A 17,435-nucleotide genomic window follows, 5' to 3' on the forward strand; every position below is an offset into this window, starting at 1 on the left:
CGCAGGCGTCCACTTAAGGAGGCTACTCCTGATCAGGGGCGCGGATTAGTCGCCCCCAGCGACTTGTGCTTGTGAGCCGAATTCATCAATCAGTCGCCCTCAGGGCGCCATCGGCCCGCTGAGGGCGACCCCGATGACGTTGCGCGCCGAGCGCGCCGGGCGGCCGTCGCCTTCGATGATCAGGCGGAACGGCCCCTGGCCGTCGCCCAGCGGCTTGCCGTCCTGGCGGTCGGCGAGCACCGCCTTGGCCTTGCCGAGCGTCGGCTCGATCTCGCCCAGCGAGACGACGACGCGGTATCCGTCGCTGGCGGAAATCAGGATAGTGGAGGTGAGCTGCGGTCCACGGACCGCTTCGCCCTCCGGCGCGCCGGCCAGGGTGGCCAGGGTCCGCAGCGGCACGCCTTCTAAGGAGACCTTCTCGCCATGATCGTCCATCACCACGCCGACGTGGGGCAGGGCGGCGATGTCCGCGGCGGTCAAGGTGCGGGTGACGTTCGGGCCTTTGAGCGCCAGGGTCTGCGCCTGAACCGGACCGGCCGCCAGGGCGGCGGCGGCGAGGAGATATTTCAGCATGATCGAATCCAGCGCGGGGGGAGCGCCATGAGCTTAGCAGGGGTTACGCGGCGATGGGCTCTGCTTGTCGCCCTGGTCCTGTCGGCAGCCCTGGCCGTGGCCGGCCCGGCGGCGGCGCGCGCGCCGGTCACCGTGCTGGCCGCCGCCTCCCTGAAGGATGTGATGGACGCCCAGGCGGCGGCGTTCCGCCAATCGACCGGCAATGAGGTGCGGCTGTCCTACGCGGCCTCGTCCGCCCTGGCGCGGCAGATCGAGGCGGGCGCGCCGGCCGACATCTTCATGTCCGCCGACACCGACTGGATGGATCAGGTCGACCGGCGCGGCCTGCTGAAGGCCGGCACGCGGCGCGACCTCCTGACCAACCGCCTGGCGCTGATCGCGCCGGCCCGCTCCACCGTGCGGCTCTCGGTCGGCCGCAACATGCCCCTGGCGCGGGCGCTCGGCGGCGGGCGCCTGGCCATGGCGGCGCCCGAGGTGCCGGCCGGTCGCTACGGCCGCGCGGCCCTGACCTCGCTCGGCGTCTGGCCCAGCGTCGAGGGGCGCGTCGCCTCGGCCGACAATGTGCGGGCCGCCCTGGCCTATGTCTCGCGCGGCGAGGCGCCGCTGGGCGTGGTCTACGATACCGACGCCAAGGCCGATCCGGGCGTGCGTATCGTCGGCCTGTTCCCGCCGGGCAGCCATCCGCCGATCGTCTACCCCGCCGCCGTGCTGGCGCGCTCGGAGGAGCCGGTCGCCCGGCGCTTTCTCGACTACCTGGGCACGCCCGCCGCAGAGGCGGTGTTCCGCCGGTACGGCTTCACCGTGCTTCGCCCCAAGCGCTGATCCATGCCCTCCGCCGACGCCGCCGTCCGCGCCAAGCGCAAGCTGACCAATCGCCTGATCGCCGCCCACGACGCGGCGCGCCTGCGGCCGCACATGACCGACGACATGCTGCTGATCGTCGGCTCCGGGGAGTTGATCCAAGGCGCCGACGCCGTGGTCGCGGCCTTCGCCGGCCAGTTCGCCGACCCGGCTTTCGTCACCTATGTGCGGACCACCGAGACGGTCGAGATCGCCGTCGGCGGCGACCGCGCGGCGGAGACGGGCCGCTGGGTCGGAACCTGGAAAGGCGGCGTCGAGGTCAGCGGGCGCTACATGGCCGCCTGGCGCGAGGGGCGGGGGCAGTGGTTTCTGGAGCGCGAGCTCTACATCACGCTCAGCGAATAGCGTCGCCGGCCCTGGATTAGTTCGCTCAAGCCTGCTTTTCTCCCGCCAACGCCATAGGTCACGGCGAAATAATTACCGGGGGAAACAATGGTCTCGAAGACGATGAAACTCGCCGTGGGCGCCGCCGGCCTGGTCGGTCTGTGCGCCACCCTGGCCTTCGCTCAGCCTCCGGCCGCACCGCCCGGCGCCGCCCCGACGGGTGCGCCTGGCGCGGCGCCGGCCCGTCCGCGCGGCCCCGGCCTGGTGATGCCCGACGCACCCGGCGGCGTGAAGCCGACGCCGAATTCGCCCGGCATGCGCCAGGGCTCGACCAACGGCGCGCCCAACCTCGTGCCGCAGTATGAGGACGTCTGGGCCACCATCGACGCCCTGCCGGACGAACTCGCCGCCAAGCCGAAGAAGGCGCGCCGGGTGCTGGTCTATTCGAAGCCCGGCGGCTTCGTGCACTCGTCGATCCCGCTGACCGCCTGGACCATCAAGCTGATGGGCGAGAAGAACGGCGGCTGGGCCACCGACATCTCCTTCGACCAGAAGGACATCACCGCCGCCAACCTGGCCAAGTACGACGTGCTGGTGCTGAACAACACCACCGGCGCCTTCCTCGACGACAAGGACGACGCGGCGGGCACCGAGGCCCGCAAGAAAGCGCTGCTCGACTTCGTGCGCAGCGGCCACGGCCTGGCCCTGTTCCACGCCGCCACCGACAGCTACCACACCAACGCCAACGCCCCGGGCGGCATCCAGGGCACCTGGCCGGAGTGGAACAAGATCGCCGGCGGCATCTTCAAGTGGCACTGGTTCTACCCCCAGGCCATTCCGGTGAAGATCGACGACGCCAAGAGCCCGCTGAACGCCGGCTTCGGCGGCAAGGGCTTCACCGTGCACGAGGAACTCTACACCTTCACTATGGACAGCTTCTCGCGGAAGAACGTCCACGTGCTGACCAGCATCGACTATCCGAAGATGAGCGCCGAGGACAAAGCCAAGGAGACCGCCGAGACCAAGCGGACCGACGGCGACTACGCGATCAGCTGGATTCACAAGGAAGGCCAGGGCCGCGTCTACTACTCCTCGCTCGGCCACAGCGAACACGTGCTGGCCATGCCGGCCGTCCTCAAGCAATGGCAGGCCGGCATCCAATACGCCGCCGGCGATCTGGCGGCCGACGACAGCCCGTCCGTGAAGTAGCGCGGGGAAGTAGCGCTCAAGCCGGCGAGGCTGTACGGGGCGTGGATGACTGACGGTCGCACATGCGGCTCCTGCACCCTCTGCTGCAAGGTGATGGGCATTGAGGAACTGGCGAAGCCGCAAGGCCGCTGGTGTCCCCATTGCCTGCCCGGGCGTGGCTGCAAGATCTACGACGAACGCCCGCCGTCTTGCCGCATCTATTCCTGCACCTGGCTGACCTCGCCGGCCTTCGTGCCGGAAGCGCTGAAGCCCGACCGCACCAAGGTCATCCTCGGCCTGGACATGGGCGGCTCTCGGCTGGTGGCTCACGTCGATGTCGACAACCCGCTGGCCTGGCGGCGCGAGCCGATGCTGTCGTTCCTGCGCGGCCAGGCCCAGCGGTCCGGCGGGGGGTGGCACGTGGTCGTGCGCCTGCTGGACCACACCTGGCTGATCGCCCCGGAAGGCGCCTACGACATGGGCGTGGTTCCGCCCGGCGCGCCCTACAGCATCGACCCCATCGACGGCGGTCGGCGGCTGACCGTCACCCGGACGCCGGGCGGCGCGCCGGAGACCCTGCGGATGACGCCCGCGCCGCTCTGAGGCTCAGTGCGCCGGGGGCGGTGGGATGTTGGCGGGCAGGGCGTCCTCTTCGTCCGGTAGAGGTTCGGGCATCCCGTAGGTCTTGGCGACCCAGGCGGTGACCAGGGGCACCAGCAGGGCGGTCACCACCACGCAGGCCGCCACCAGCGCCGTCGCCGAGGGCGCGGCCTCGGCGTAGACGGGATTGGCCAGGGCGATCACCGCCGGCACGGCCGCGGCGTTGCCCGCCGTCGAGGCCGCCGCGACGCCCGCGACCCCGGTGCCGCCGATCGCCCGGTCGGCGAAGAACAGCGGAATGCCGGTGACCACCACCACCGCCACGCCCATGCCGAGGCCGAGCAGCCCCGCGTGCCACACCGCCCCGAGGTTCAGGCCCGCGCCGAGCGCGAAGGCGAAGAAGGGGATCAGCACCGGCACCGCCGCGCTGAGGAATATCCGCATTTCGCGGTCGAGGTTGCCGATGATCATGCCGACGACCAGCGGAAGGATCGACCCCAGCAAGGTCTGCCAGGGGAAGGCCGAGAGCCCGGCGACGCCCAGGGTCACCATGGTGAGGAACGGCCCGGACTCCAGCGACATGATCGCATAGGCGCCCGCGTCGCCCGGCCGGCCGTATTTACCCATCAACGCCATGTAGAGGCCGCCGTTGGTGTCGTTCATCGCCGCCACGATGGCCAGGGTGGATATGCCGGCGAACAAGCCCTGGTCGATCGGCCGCTCGCCGAGGATGCGCCCGAAGATGATCCCCAAGAGAATGGCGATGCCGACCTTCACCACCAGCAGCGTGCCGCCCTTGCGCAGGATGTAGGGCGTCGCCTTGAAGCTGATGCTCGCGCCCATGCAGACGTAGTTCACCGCCAGGATCGTCGCCGGACCTGTAAACAGCGCGCCGGTGAACGAGCCGAAGAACTTCGGCGTCTCGGGCGCCAGAGTGTTGATGATCGCGCCCAGCAGCAGGGGCACGACCATCAACCCGCCGGGGATGTTCTCGATGGTCCGCTTGATCGGAATCTGCACGCGAAAACCTCCCCGTGGTCCTTGAGGACTCTTAAGCGGCCTCTCGACCGGCGCCGTGGATGTGGCGGGCGATGCTGTCCGGTTTCATCTCGATCGAAAAGCCCGGCAGGGTCGGCGGCATGTAGGCGGCGTCCTTGATGACGCAGGGATCGACGAAGTGCTCGTGCAGGTGGTCGACGTATTCGACCACGCGGCCCTCGCGGGTGCCGGCCACGCAGACGTAGTCGATCATCGCCAGGTGCTGCACATATTCGCAGAGGCCGACGCCGCCGGCGTGCGGACACACCGGCAGGCCGTACTTGGCGGCCAGCAGCAACACCGCCAGCACCTCGTTCAGACCGCCCAGGCGGCAGGCGTCGATCTGCACCACGTCGATGGCGCCGGCGGTGATGAACTGTTTGAACAGGATGCGGTTCTGGCACATCTCGCCGGTCGCCACCTTCACCGGCGCGACGCCCTTGCGGATGGCGGCGTGGCCCAGCACGTCGTCGGGGCTGGTCGGCTCCTCGATGAACCAGGGCTTGGCGAAGCTGAGCTTCTTCACCCAGTCGATGGCCTCGCCGACTTCCCACACCTGGTTGGCGTCGATCATCAGCTCGACGTCGGGGCCGACAGTCTCACGCACGATGGTCAGGCGGCGGACGTCGTCCTCGAAGTCGCGGCCGACCTTCATCTTGATATGGCGGAAGCCGGCGTCGACGGCCTCGGCGGCCAGGCGGCGCAGCTTGTCGTCCGGATAGCCCAGCCAGCCGGCCGAGGTGGTGTAGCAGGGGTAGCCCTCGGCCTCGAGCGTGGCGATCCGCTCGGCCTTGCCGGCCGCCTTCTCGCGCAGCATCGCCAGGGCCTCGTCCGGGGTGATGGCGTCGGTGAGGTAGCGGAAGTCGACCACGCGGACGAGTTCCTCCGGCGTCATGTCGGCGACCAGCCGCCAGACCGGCTTGCCGGCCGCCTTGGCCCACAGGTCCCACACGGCGTTGACCACCGCGCCGGTGGCCAGGTGCAGGGCTCCCTTATCCGGGCCGATCCAGCGCAGCTGGCTGTCGCCGGTGACGTGCCGCCAGAAGCGGCCGGGGTCGGCGCTGATCCAGTCCAGCTCCAGCCCGATCACCCGCTCACGCAGGGCCTCGATGGCGGCGACGCACAGTTCGTTGCCGCGCCCAATGGTGAAGGTCAGGCCATGGCCTTCGAGGCCCGCCTGGTCCGTCTCCAGGATGACGTAGGCGGCCGAATAGTCGGGGTCGGGGTTCATGGCGTCCGAGCCGTCGAGATGGTGGCTCGTGGGGAAGCGGACGTCGGCCGTGCGCAGGCCGGTGATACGGGTCATCGGTAGGTCAGTCCTTCAAGGCGCGATCGGGGAGGTTGCGAGGGCGACGGGGGTCTTGGTGCGGGTGCGGGCGAAGAGGGCGACTACTAGGAAGCAGGCGAGGGGCACGATCATCGCCAGCCGCAGGCCGCCGCCGGTGCGGCTGATCAGGCCCATCAGGGGCGGGGCGGCGGCCCCGCCGATGATCGCCATGATGATGAGGGACGAAGCCAGCGAGGTGCGGCGGCCCTGGCCCTCCACGCCGAGGGCGAAGATGGTCGGGAACTGGATCGACATGAAGAAGCTGGTCAGGCCGAGGGCGGCGACCGCCACCGCGCCGCTGGTCAGGCCGGCGACGGCGCAGAGCAGCACATTGGCGACGGCGAAGATCAGCAGCAGGCGCGGGGCGGGGATTTTGTGCATCAAGGCCGCGCCGGCGAAGCGGCCGATCATGAACAGGCCGAGGCTGGCCGACAGCATGAAGGCGGCGGTCTTCTCCGGAGTCGCCGGCATCATGTCCTTGGTGAAGTCGACGAAGAAGCTCCACACGCCGACCTGTGCGCCGACGTAGAAGAACTGGGCGATCACCGCGGCCATCAGCGGCCGGTCGGCCAGCAGACCGCCCAGCGAGATACGCTCGCCCTTCTCGGCCGGGGCGGAAACCTTGGGCAGGGCGACGACGGCGGTGGCGAGGAAGACCAGCAGCACCACCCCCGCCAGGGCGAGATAGGGCCCTTGCACCATGTGCGCCTCGCTGGCGCGGTAGGCGTCGAGTTCGGCCGGGCTCATCGCCGCCAGGGCGTCCGCCCCATGCTCGATGCCCGAGAAGATGAACAGGCCGCCGATGATGGGGGCCAGGACGGCGCCGACGCCGTTGAAGGCCTGGGCCAGGTTCAGGCGCTGGGCCGCCCGGCGTGGATCGCCGAACGCCACGATGTAGGGATTGGCCGCCGTTTCCAGGAAGGCGGCGCCCGAGGCCAGCACGAACAGGGCGCCGAGGAACGGCCAGTAGAGGCGCACCTCCGCGGCCGGCCAGAACAACACCGCGCCGGCGGCGTAGAGCCCAAGACCGACCAAGATGCCGGCGCGATAGCCGAAGCGGCGGATCACCAGCCCGGCGGGCAGGGCCATGAAGAAATAGCCGAGGTAGAACATCAGCTGGATCAGGCTGGCCTCGGCCCGGTCGAGCGACAGGGCTTTCTGGAATTGCCGGATCAGGATGTCGTTGAAATTGCTGGCCAGGGCCCACAGGAAGAACAGGCTGGTGACCAGGATGAAACCCGGCATGAAGCCGGGAATCACAAAGCGGTCGGAGGGGCGGGCGGTCTCCTCACCCGTGTCGGCGACACCGTGCATGCGCTTTCTCCCCGGCTCGTCGTCGTCTCGGCCTGCGCCTTCTTCGTGCGCTTGCCGGGATCGCGATCGCGCTCTAAATCTGCATATATGAAAGTCAGTGTCATATGTGAGTATGCTTCGCAAGCCGGGCTCGCACGATGACGCCCGACGCCATCGACGCTCATCAGCATTTCTGGGCCTATGACGCCGCGAGGCTGCCGTGGGTGACCGAGGGCTCGGTCCTGGCCGCCGACCACCTGCCCGAGCACCTTGCGCCGCTGCTGAACAAGGGAGGCCTCGCCCACAGCATCCTCGTGCAGGTCGAACAGCGCGAGGCGGAGACGCGCTGGATGCTGGATCTGGCCGAGCAGCATCCCTGGATCGCCGGCGTGGTCGGCTGGTGCGACCTGCAGGCCGAGGATGTCGGCGAGCGGCTTGAGCGGCTCTATCACCCCCGCCTAGTGGGCCTGCGCCACATGGTGCAGGACGAGGCCGACCCGCATTTTCTGCGCCGCCCAGGCTTCATCGCCGGCGTTCGCGAGGCCGCCCGACGGGGCCTGACCTACGACCTGCTGATCGTCGCCGACCAGGCGCCATACGCGCCGGGTTTCATCGACGCCGTGGGCGAGGGGCGGTTCGTGCTCGATCACGGCGCCAAGCCGAAGATCCGCGAGCGCGGCTGGCGGCCCTGGGCCGACGCCATCGCCGAGATCGGTCGCCTGCCAAATGTCTGGTGCAAGGTCTCCGGCCTGGTGACCGAAGCCGATCACGCGGCCTGGACGGCCGAGGACATCGCGCCCTACCTGGACCACCTGCTGGAATGCTTCGGCCCCGAGCGGCTGATGTTCGGCTCCGATTGGCCGGTCTGCACCTTGGCCGCGGCTTACGACCAGGTGCAGGGTCTGATCGAGGACTTTGTGACGCGGCGCTGCCCGGAGCACGCCGCCTCGGTGTTCGGCGGGGCCGCGCGGCGGGCCTACGCCCTGGACGGGCGGGAGTAGGCGGAATGGACCTTGGGCTTGGCGGCAAGACGGTGATCGTCACCGGCGGCGGCTCCGGCATCGGCGGGGCGATTTCCACCGTTCTGGCCGAGGAGGGGGCGATCCCGGTCATTCTCGGCCGCGATGCGCTGGATTCGGCCTTCGAGGCGCAGCTTCGCAGCCTGCAACCGCGGACCCTGTTCATCCAGACCGAACTGACCGACGACACGGCCTGCAAGGCGGCGGTGGCGGAAGTCGTCGCCCGCGGGGGCGGCCTGGATGGCTTGGTCAACAACGCCGGCGCCAACGACAGCGTCGGCCTGGAGCGCGGGCTTGAAGCTTTTCTGGCCTCGCTGACCGCCAACCTCGGCCACTACTACAGCATGGCCCACTACTGCCTTCCGGAGCTGCGGCGCAGCCAGGGCGCCATCGTCAACATCGCCTCGAAAACGGCGCTGACCGGCCAGGGCGGCACCAGCGGATACGTGGCCGCCAAGGCCGCGCAGCTCGGCCTCACGCGCGAGTGGGCGGCGGACCTTCTGAAGGACAACATCCGCGTCAACGCCGTCATCCCCGCCGAGGTGATGACCCCGATGTATCGCCGCTGGGCCGAGGGCTTCCCAGACCCCGACGCCAAGATCGCCGCCATCGGCGCGGGCGTGCCGCTCGGCCGCCGGATGACCACCGCCCGCGAGGTCGCCGACACCGTGGTCTTCCTGCTGTCGCCGCGCGCGTCCCACACCACCGGTCAGTGGATTTCGCCCGACGGCGGCTACCTCCACCTCGACCGGGCGCTGACCGGCCCGGAGGCCTGAGTGACCCTGCACGTCCTCTTCCTCGACCTCGTCGACGACGCCGCGCTCATCGCCGAGTACCGCCATTGGCACCGGCCCGGCGGCATCCCGGCCGAGATCGCCGCCGCCATACGCGCGGCCGGGGTCGAGGAGATGGAAATCTTCCAGCGCGACGACCGCATGGTGATGCTGATGCGCACCGGCCCCGGCTTCGATCCGGCCGCCAAGGCCGCCGCCGACGCGACCGATCCGGCGACCATCGCCTGGGAGACGCTGATGAGCCGCTTCCAGAAGCCGCTGGCCTCCGCGAAGCCGGGCGAGAAATGGCTGCCCGCCGAGCGGATTTTCGCCCTCTCGGACCAGCCCTAGAGGCGGCTGTCGGCTTCCACGAGCTGCGAGGCGATGCGTTCGGCCGTCTCGCGCAGCCTGTGCGCCGCCGTCGCCTGATCGACCACCGGCTTGCGCCGCCGCAGGAACGGCATGGTCAGCGCCGCCGCCGCCGCGCCGCCGCGCAGGATCGGGGCCGACATGTCGACCACGCCGGCCACGAAGGCTCCGTCGCGCTCCTCCAGACCGCGCGCTCGCACCGCGTCGGCATGTTCGCGGAACGCTTCGACGGCGGCGGCGGGCAGGGCGGGATCGAACATCGTCTCCCAGCGCTGGCGCACGTCCGCCGGCTGAAAGGCGTAGAGCACCGCGCCCGAGGCCGTATCGATCAGCGGCTGGCGGTAGCCGACCCGCACCGAGAAGCCGAGCTGTTCACCCGACTCCATGCGCGCCACCACCACCATCTCGCCGCGCGTGTGCACCGCCAGGTGGCAGGACTGTCCGGTCTGATCGGCCAGCCGCCGCATCTGCGGCAGCGCCACCTCGACCAGCGAGCGGATCACCGGCCGCTGCATGCCGAGCGAGAACAGGCGGTCGGTCAGGCGATAGCCGTCGGTGGCCGGGTCCTGGGCGATGTAGCCCCGATGCTCGAGCACCTGCACCATGCGGAAGAGCTCGCCGTAGGAGCGGCCGAGTTCGCCGGTGATCTCGGTCACCGTCATCGGCCGGTCGGCGACAGCCAGCCGCTCAAGGATGTCGAGGCCCTTTTCAAGCGCGGGCGCGCGATAGCGCCGATCGTCTTCCCCGTCCGACATTGAGCCCCTCGTTGATCCCCGCAGTCTAACGAGCCGGGGAAGGCGGGCAACGCCCCGCTAACCGCCCGTCTTGGCGTGAGACTCGCCGACGGGCTTGCTCTCAGGAGACCGGCGCTCGCGAAGAAAGACGCCGAGAACGATCAACACGGCGGTCGACAGAAACTCGCTCTGCCAGTTCTGGAAACTCTCGAACCAGAATTGCGGCTCGCCGAGATAGGCGACGAGGCCGGGCGGCGGCTGGCCGTGCCGCACCGCCTCGTCGGCCGCCGCGCGGGCGCTGTTGATCCAATGCAGGGTGAAGGAGACGGCGAACAGTCCGAGCAGCGTCAGTCCGAGCGAGTGGCTGTAGAGCAGGCGGGCGAGGCGCCCATGGCGCACGGGCCACGGCGCGTCCGGCTTGGCGGCGTCGAGGGCGGGATCGCGGTCCTGCGGGGTTTCAGCGTCCGGATCGCGCGACTCGGGCGAGCCGCGCTGAATGGCGTAGGCCGTGAGCACCACATAGGCCCACATCTGCAGGAACTCGCTTTCCCAGTTCTCGAACAGCGCGGAGAGGAAGGCTCCGCCGGTGAGGTATGCGAAGGCGGAAAGCGCCGTCTGGCCGTGTTGCAGGCGTTCGGCGTTCTCCGCGTGAAAGCCGGCGATCGACTGCCCGACCAGGCTTACGGCGAACACGGAGAGCAGCACCACCGTCAGGGCGTTGTCGCGCAACCAGTGGCGGTCGCCGGCGGGGATGGCGGGCATGAGACGCCTCCTTTTGTGCCGCCAACGCGCCCGATCCCGTAGCGCTCCATTCGGCCGCAACCGAAGGCTGTCGGTTTCGTTCGGCAGCGGCGAAGCCGAAGCTGGAGGATCATTCCCATGAGCCGGACCGCCACCAAGCCTGCTCAACGCCACAGCGCGCCGGCCCACGCCTTGACGCTCGGCGCCGTCAGCCTCCGGGCGGAGCTCCGCGACGGGACGATGCGGTCGCTTGGAACCCTCGCCAATCGCGCCTTGGAGGTAAACGTGCGCCTGGGGCGCGACTCCCTTTGGGCGATCATCCGGCGGCCGGGGCGCGGCGGCCTCGCGCTCCGTTGCGCCTATGCCTTCGGCGGTGGATTAAGCGCGGAACGCCTGGACGAAAGCCGATGGCGCATCACCGCGGCGGTTGGCCAGTTCGACGTTGATCTGAGGTTCGAGCCGGTCGAGCGCACGGTGTTCCGCTGCACCACCCGCTTCACGCCCGCGGTAGAGACCCTGGTCCCCTATCTGCCGCGGGATCTCTATCCGTTGTCCACCGAGGACGATCCGGAAGACACGGTCGGAAAGGTCGAGGCCGCTCAACGCGGGCTGAACAGCGGCTTGATCTTCCTGACCCTGCGAGAGCCCGCCTTCGGCGGCGTGCTGTATTTCCAGAACTATTCGGCGCTGAATGACTATTTCAACATCTTGCACACGCGGCCCGACGGCTCGGTGGGCGGCGAATGGCCCGAGCTCGGCTACCAGCCCCCGACTTCGCCTTACGGCGACAGCCCGCCGGTCAATCCGCTGCCGGCCGGCAAGCCGGTGACCCTGTCCGACGCCCTTATCGCCTTCGAGTCCGATCTGCCGGTCGACGAGCAGCAGTGCGCCCGCCAGTTCCTGGGCCTGCTGGGCGATATCTATCCACTGATCGGCAAGCCCGAGCCGACCCATCACGATTGGCCCGGCCGGGCCGAGGCGACGTTGCGCGACCTGCAGAAGTCACCGGACGCCACGATCCGCCATTACGGCCACACCTACGTCCATCCCTATACCTCGACGGAGTATCCCGACAGCATGGTGCAATTGGCGGTGCTGTCGCCGATCGCCGACTACGGGCGATGGAAGGGTGAGCCGCATCCGCTGCAGGCCGAACTGACGGCGGGCCTCGGGCGCTTCTACGATCCCAAGCTGAAGACCATCCGCCGCTACCTGCCCAATGTCGGCGACGACAAGGACGCCGACGCGGTCGACAGCTGGTACCTCTACCATCCGCTGATGAACCTCGCCCGGCTGGCGGAGCAGGGCGACGCCAAGGCCCGCGCCCTGTTGGGCGACAGCCTCGACTTCGCGATCAAGGCGGCGCGCCATTTCGACTACGCCTGGCCGATCCAGTTCAACATCACCGACTTCACCGTGATCACCAAGGCCCGCAACGAGAGCGGCCTCGGCCAGACCGACGTCGGCGGCCTCTACGCCTATTTGATGCTGCAAGCCCACAACCTGTTCGGCGACGATCGCTTCCTGGAGGAAGCCAAGCGGGCGCTGCTCAAGGCGCGCGGCATGGAGTTCGAGCTGCAGTACCAGGCCAACCTGACGGCCTGGGGCGCAGTGGCGGCGCTCAGTCTCTGGCGGATGACGGGAGAGGAAGATTTCCGTAAGCAGAGCAACGTCTTCCTCGCGAGCTTCTTCCACAACAGCATCATGTGGGAGTCCGAGATCGACAAGGCCAAGTGCTACCCAAACTTCCTCGGGGTCACCTGCCTCCACGACGCGCCCTACATGGCGATGTACGAGTGCTACGAGAGCGCGGCGGCTTTCGACGAATACCTGTCCGCCGCGCCCGAAGGCATCGACCACGCCGCGCGTCTGCTGGTCACCGAGTATCGACGCTACGCCCTCGACCGGGCCTGGTTCTACTACCCGGACACCCTGCCGGCGGAATGCCTGGCCACCGATATTCGAAACGGTCACATCGACCGCAGCCTGTCGTTTCCGCTGGAGGACCTCTACGCCGACGGTCAGCCGGCCGGGCAGGTGGGGCAGGAAATCTACGGCTGCGGCGCGGCCTTCATCTTCACGGCGCACAGCTTCCACCGCCTGCCGGGCGCGCCATTCCTGCTGTTCTGCGACTATCCGCTCCGTCGGATCGACACGCTTGGCCCCCGCGCGGTCGTCCTGCGGGTGGATGGGGTGGGGGAGATGACCTGCAACCTGCGCATCGCGCCGGACAAGCCTCGGCGGCCAAAGGTCAGGCTAAGCCTTCGGGGAAGGGCGCTCAGGCCGCGCAAATTCAAGCCGCTTACCGAGTACGCCCTGCCGGGTGGCGCGGAAGTCACCGTCGAGTGGGAGGCCTGAGCTTGAGTGGCCGCGCAACCTTGGCGGTGATCGGAGCCGCATGCCTGTGCCTCGTGGCGATCTGGGCGTCGGCGGATTCGCGAACGGCGGAATCGACGCTCCTCGGCAGCCCGATCTGCGGCGCGCTACGCACCAACTGAGGAATTCCGGTAAAGTTACGGCTCGAATGTCGGCCTCACGACATTCAACCGCCTCGCCATGCGCCAAGGTTTCGCTTTGGAGTGACCTTGGCCTTGGTTTTCTATCCTAGGTTAGAGAACCGCGCGCAGACCCGCCCTAGCCAAGGCGGAATGCAAGACAAATCCGTTCTCGAACGCGCCTTCGAACTCGCCGAAAGCGGTGAGGTCGCCACGGTCACCGAAATCAAGCTGCGGCTGGCGCGCGAGGGCTATCGCGGCCTCGGGCCACTGATGCAGGGCAAGTCCCTGCGCGACCAGCTGAAGGCGCGCATGAAGCTGGCGAGGACGACGGATCGGTCCGCCGACTGCCAGGCGCTCTGAGCCGCACGGATGGCTGAAGAATTTCCGCCGCATCGGCTGGTCGAGTTCGCGAGCTTCACCGAGGCGGAGCTGCGCCGGTTCAACGGCATTGCTCAGTCGACTCTCGCCTTCGCGCCACGCCAGATCATCCATCGGGAAGGTGAGCCGCCGAGCCATGTCTATTTGTTGATCGACGGCTGGGTCGCGTCCTCGATCGAACTCGACGAAGGCGAGCGCCAGATCGCCAAGATACACCTGCCCGGCGATATCCTCGGGGCCGCGAGTCTCGGCCTGCCCGCGGCGGTCGATACCCTCACCGCCCTGACGCCGGTGACGGTCAGCTGTGTGCCGGCCACGGCATTCGGCAACCTGCTGGCCAATTGGCCGCGTTTGGCGGCGGTGCTGTTTCTCTGCGCCCAGCGCGAGCGGGTGGCCCTGATGGACCGACTCACCGCGCTCGGACGCATGTCGGCGGTCGAGAGCTTCGCGGCCATGGTGCTGGACCTCTACGGTCGGCTGGCGGCGATCGGGCGGGGCGAGGAGGGCGCGCTCGATCTGCGCGTCACTCAGGAACAGATCGCCGACTATCTCGGGATCAGCGCGGTGCACGTGCACCGGGCGCTGAGGCAGTTGGAAACCTCGGGCGTGATCAGCCGCAATGGACGACGCATCGCCATCAACGATATGGGGCAACTCGAGCGCCTGTCCCGGCGCACACGCCGGGACAACGCCACGGCCAGCCGCGCCTGGGTGGCGGCGGCCGAAGCGGCTCCGCCCCATCGCGGTGGTTAGGTCGCCGTGGCGCCTCTGCTTGGGCTTGTGCTCGGCCGCGCGCTCCCTATCAGTGCGTAATCGGTCCTCGCCGGCCGGCTACGAGTCAGAATGATCGACACCGCTCGCCCGTTTGATGTCCTGAAGCGCCTCGACAGCGCGGTCGCCGCCGAGGTGGTCGCCTTCGACTGGGCTTCGACCTCGCTCGGTCCGCCGGAGACGTGGCCGCAGTCCCTGCGCGCGCTGGTGTCGATGATGCTGGCCTGCCCGACGCCGATGTATCTCGCGTGGGGACCCGAACTGATTTCCTTTTACAACGACGCCTACCGACCGATCCTCGGCTATCGGGCGGCGCACGCGCTCGGCACGCCGTTCCGCAAGCTCTGGGCCAGTCTCTGGCACGATATCGCGCCGCTGGTCGAAGGGGCCTTGGCGGGCCGGCCGCAAAGCGTCACCGACATGAAGCTCGACCTCGCCCGGGGCGGCGAGCCGGAAGAGAGCTACTGGAGCTTCACCTATTCCCCGGTGACCGACGACGACGATCATATCAACGGCATGCTGTGCGTCACGGCGGAGACCACCGCCCGGGTCGTCGCCGAACAGGAGCGCCGCGCGGCGGACGAGCGGCTGGAGATGGCCCTTTCGGCCGGCAACAGCATCGGCATCTGGGACTGGGACGTCGTGGCCGACCGCGTGGTCGCCGACAGCCGTTTCGCCGCGCTCTACAACGTCGATCCCGCCCGCGCGGCCGAGGGCGCGCCGATCGGCGAATTCTTCGCCGGCATGAACGTCGAAGACCGGGCGCGGGTGGAACGCGAAGTCGCCCGAGCCCTGGCCAGCGGCGAGGCCTTCAGTTCGGAATATCGATTGATGGGGCCGGACGGTAAGGAGCACTGGGTATCCGCCCAGGGGCGGGCGGTTCTGGACGCGACCGGCAGGGCCATACGCTTCCCGGGCGTGAGCTTCGATATCACCGGGCGAAAGGCCTCCGACATCGCCTTGAAGGCGGCCAAGGAGGAACGCGACTTCGTCGTCGAACTGACGGCGCGCCAAAGAACCCTGACCGATCCGGAAGAGGTGATCAGCGTTTCGGCCGAGATGCTCGGGCGCCGGCTGGGCGTGAACCGCGTCGGCTTCTACCGGCTGATGTCGTCCGACCGCATGCACCATGGCGCCGGCTGGGGCGACGGCGTGCTGGGGCCGTTGGTCGGCGAGCAATCTGTCAGCGCCTTTGGGGAATACGCCCGCCACGAGCGCGCCAGCGGTCGCGCCCTGGTGTTCAGCGACAGCCGACGGGACCAGGACGGGGCGCTTTCGGCCTACGCGGTCGACGGCGTCGTCTCAGGCATCTGCATCCCGCTGCACGACGACGGCCGTTGGGCTGCGGGCATCTATCTGCATCACGCCTCGGTGCGGGAATGGACGGCCGCCGAAATTTCCCTCGCCAAGGAAATCGCCGGGCTCACCTGGCTATCGATCGAGCGGGCCGAGGCGATGGCGCGCCTGGCCCAGCGGGTCGACCGACAGGAACTTGCCCTGAACGAGGTCGCCAGCGAATTGGCCGTTCAGGAAAGCAGCCGCCGCGCCGCCGAGGAGCAACTTCGTCAGCTGCAGAAGATGGACGCCGTGGGCAAGCTGACCGGCGGCATTGCTCACGATTTCAACAACATGCTGGCGATCATTATCGGCGGGCTGAATCTCACCCAGCGCCGCCTCGGACGCGGCGACGCCGACGTCGGCAAGTATATCGACGGCGCGCTCGAAGGCGCCACGCGAGCCGCCGCACTGACCCAACGCCTCCTGGCGTTCTCCCGGCAACAGCCCCTGTCGCCCGAAGTCGTCGACGTCAATGAACTGCTCACGGGTCTCACCGATCTGCTCGGCCGTTCGCTGGGCGAGACCATCCGACTGGATACGGTCCTCGGCGCCGATCTCTGGAAGGCCAAGGTTGACGCGGTCGAACTCGAGAACGTTATCATCAACCTGGCCGTCAACGCGCGTGACGCCATGCCTGACGGCGGCGGCCTGACGATCGAGACCGCCAACGCCCACATCGACGACGACTACGGCCGCGAAACCGACACGGCCGCCGGCGCCTATGTGATGATCGCCGTCACCGACACCGGCACGGGCATGCCGCCGGAAGTGTTGGAAAAGGCGTTCGACCCCTTCTTCACCACCAAGCCGGTGGGCAAGGGCACGGGCTTGGGGCTTTCACAGGTGTTCGGCTTCGTCCGTCAGTCCGGCGGCCATGTGCGGGCTTATTCGAGCGTCGGCCGGGGGACGACCTTCAAGATCTATCTGCCTCGCGCCTCGAGCGCGGAGGCCACGGCCACGCGCCGCGCCGCGGGCGCACCGCGCGGGGGCGCGGCCCATGAGATCGTTCTCGTTGTCGAAGACGAGCAACGAGTCCGCAACTTCTCGGTGGAGGCCCTGCGCGAGCTGGGGTACACCGTCGTGCACGCGTCGAACGGCTTCGAGGCCCTGACGCTGTTGGAGCGGGGACAAGACGTCTCGCTTCTGTTCACCGATGTCGTCATGCCCGAAATGACCGGCCGCCAGTTGGTCGATCGCGCGGGCGCCCTGCGTCCCGGTCTGAAGGTGCTGTTCACCACCGGCTACACGCGCGACGCCATCGTGCATGACGGGGTGCTCGAGCCGGGCGCCAACCTGCTCGCCAAGCCGTTCAGCCTCGAGCAACTCGCCGCCAAGGTGCGTGAGGTGCTGGACGGCTGATCAGGACTTGCGCGACGCCGATTCCGCGACATCGACCACTACTGCGTGCTCGCCACGGGCGGCGGCTTCATCACGCAACTCCGCGGCGAAGGAGCGGGCTTCCTCGACGCGGTCGAAGTCTTGCACGGGGTCGGCGCCCGAGAGCACCGTCCAGCCGGATCGCGATTTGGCGACATAGAGGATCATGGTGCACTAAGCGCTTGGCGCGTCTCGGAGTTCACGGCCGAGATTTCGAAATACAGCGTTGTTTT

The 17,435-nt window shown here is 68.6% G+C and carries 18 protein-coding genes; 11 read left to right on the top strand and 7 right to left on the bottom strand.

The window, feature by feature from the left end; genetic code table 11:
- Positions 1-99: 99 nt before the first annotated feature.
- Positions 100-573, bottom strand: a complete 474-nt coding sequence (locus tag ACFLIT_RS13640; protein ID WP_479911796.1) for a molybdopterin-binding oxidoreductase — start codon at positions 571-573, stop codon at positions 100-102.
- A 27-nt stretch (positions 574-600) separates the two neighbouring features.
- On the opposite strand from ACFLIT_RS13640, the gene modA reads away from it, so the two are divergent.
- The 4 genes from modA (at position 601) to ACFLIT_RS13660 (ending at position 3,549) form a co-directional block, all read left to right on the top strand.
- Positions 601-1,395, top strand: coding sequence for a molybdate ABC transporter substrate-binding protein (gene modA / locus ACFLIT_RS13645; protein WP_479911797.1), 795 nt, complete (start codon positions 601-603; stop codon positions 1,393-1,395).
- Between the two features lie 3 nt (positions 1,396-1,398).
- Positions 1,399-1,779, top strand: coding sequence for a YybH family protein (locus ACFLIT_RS13650; protein ID WP_479911798.1), 381 nt, complete (start codon positions 1,399-1,401; stop codon positions 1,777-1,779).
- 102 nt (positions 1,780-1,881) lie between these two features.
- A complete protein-coding gene (locus ACFLIT_RS13655; protein WP_479911799.1) occupies positions 1,882-2,967 on the top strand; it encodes a ThuA domain-containing protein in 1,086 nt (361 codons plus the stop codon).
- 45 nt (positions 2,968-3,012) lie between these two features.
- Positions 3,013-3,549, top strand: coding sequence for a YkgJ family cysteine cluster protein (locus tag ACFLIT_RS13660; protein ID WP_479911800.1), 537 nt, complete (start codon positions 3,013-3,015; stop codon positions 3,547-3,549).
- A gap of 3 nt (positions 3,550-3,552) precedes the next feature.
- On the opposite strand, the gene ACFLIT_RS13665 is transcribed toward ACFLIT_RS13660, so the two are convergent.
- The 3 genes from ACFLIT_RS13665 to fucP are packed head-to-tail and all read right to left on the bottom strand — an operon-like array spanning position 3,553 to position 7,225.
- Positions 3,553-4,566 carry a 2-keto-3-deoxygluconate permease gene (locus ACFLIT_RS13665; RefSeq protein WP_479911801.1) on the bottom strand — a complete coding sequence of 338 codons (1,014 nt, stop codon included), beginning with the start codon at positions 4,564-4,566 and terminating at the stop codon, positions 3,553-3,555.
- A 31-nt stretch (positions 4,567-4,597) separates the two neighbouring features.
- The gene (locus ACFLIT_RS13670) at positions 4,598-5,890 is read right to left on the bottom strand and encodes an L-fuconate dehydratase (protein ID WP_479911802.1); all 1,293 of its coding nucleotides are present in this window, start codon (positions 5,888-5,890) and stop codon (positions 4,598-4,600) included.
- Between the two features lie 15 nt (positions 5,891-5,905).
- Entirely contained in the window at positions 5,906-7,225 is a 1,320-nt protein-coding gene (gene fucP / locus ACFLIT_RS13675) for an L-fucose:H+ symporter permease (RefSeq protein ID WP_479911803.1), read from the bottom strand.
- A gap of 137 nt (positions 7,226-7,362) precedes the next feature.
- Here fucP and ACFLIT_RS13680 point away from each other — a divergent pair, with 137 nt between their 5' ends.
- From ACFLIT_RS13680 to ACFLIT_RS13690, 3 genes are read left to right on the top strand one after another with little or no spacing between them, the layout of a single operon-like run.
- Positions 7,363-8,205: an amidohydrolase family protein gene (locus ACFLIT_RS13680; RefSeq protein ID WP_479911804.1), complete on the top strand. Its 843-nt coding sequence runs from the start codon at positions 7,363-7,365 to the stop codon at positions 8,203-8,205.
- 5 nt (positions 8,206-8,210) lie between these two features.
- Positions 8,211-8,999, top strand: coding sequence for an L-fucose dehydrogenase (locus ACFLIT_RS13685; RefSeq protein WP_479911805.1), 789 nt, complete (start codon positions 8,211-8,213; stop codon positions 8,997-8,999).
- Complete coding sequence (locus ACFLIT_RS13690; RefSeq protein ID WP_479911806.1) at positions 9,000-9,347, top strand: L-rhamnose mutarotase; 348 nt, start codon at positions 9,000-9,002, stop codon at positions 9,345-9,347.
- Here the strand turns inward: ACFLIT_RS13690 and ACFLIT_RS13695 are convergent.
- Both ACFLIT_RS13695 and ACFLIT_RS13700 read right to left on the bottom strand, forming a co-directional pair.
- Entirely contained in the window at positions 9,344-10,120 is a 777-nt protein-coding gene (locus ACFLIT_RS13695; RefSeq protein WP_479911807.1) for an IclR family transcriptional regulator, read from the bottom strand. The genes ACFLIT_RS13690 and ACFLIT_RS13695 overlap by 4 nt on opposite strands.
- 57 nt (positions 10,121-10,177) lie before the next feature.
- Positions 10,178-10,861, bottom strand: a complete 684-nt coding sequence (locus tag ACFLIT_RS13700) for a DUF6766 family protein (protein ID WP_479911808.1) — start codon at positions 10,859-10,861, stop codon at positions 10,178-10,180.
- A 117-nt stretch (positions 10,862-10,978) separates the two neighbouring features.
- Between ACFLIT_RS13700 and ACFLIT_RS13705 the strand changes: the two genes are divergently transcribed.
- The 4 genes from ACFLIT_RS13705 to ACFLIT_RS13720 all read left to right on the top strand — a co-directional run bounded on the left by ACFLIT_RS13705 (position 10,979) and on the right by ACFLIT_RS13720 (position 17,184).
- A complete protein-coding gene (locus ACFLIT_RS13705) occupies positions 10,979-13,198 on the top strand; it encodes a hypothetical protein (protein ID WP_479911809.1) in 2,220 nt (739 codons plus the stop codon).
- A gap of 290 nt (positions 13,199-13,488) precedes the next feature.
- Positions 13,489-13,698, top strand: coding sequence for a hypothetical protein (locus ACFLIT_RS13710; RefSeq protein WP_479911810.1), 210 nt, complete (start codon positions 13,489-13,491; stop codon positions 13,696-13,698).
- Between the two features lie 9 nt (positions 13,699-13,707).
- Positions 13,708-14,469 (top strand): Crp/Fnr family transcriptional regulator, encoded by a 762-nt coding sequence (locus ACFLIT_RS13715; RefSeq protein ID WP_479911811.1) that lies wholly within the window; start codon positions 13,708-13,710, stop codon positions 14,467-14,469.
- 90 nt (positions 14,470-14,559) lie between these two features.
- Positions 14,560-17,184 carry an ATP-binding protein gene (locus ACFLIT_RS13720; RefSeq protein WP_479911812.1) on the top strand — a complete coding sequence of 875 codons (2,625 nt, stop codon included), beginning with the start codon at positions 14,560-14,562 and terminating at the stop codon, positions 17,182-17,184.
- Here ACFLIT_RS13720 and ACFLIT_RS13725 read toward each other — a convergent pair whose 3' ends face one another.
- On the bottom strand, positions 17,185-17,370 hold the full coding sequence (locus ACFLIT_RS13725; protein WP_479911813.1) for a hypothetical protein: 186 nt from the start codon (positions 17,368-17,370) through the stop codon (positions 17,185-17,187). It lies immediately after the preceding gene.
- Positions 17,371-17,435 lie beyond the last annotated feature (65 nt).

This window comes from Caulobacter sp. HJHS_5, from assembly GCF_056683955.1.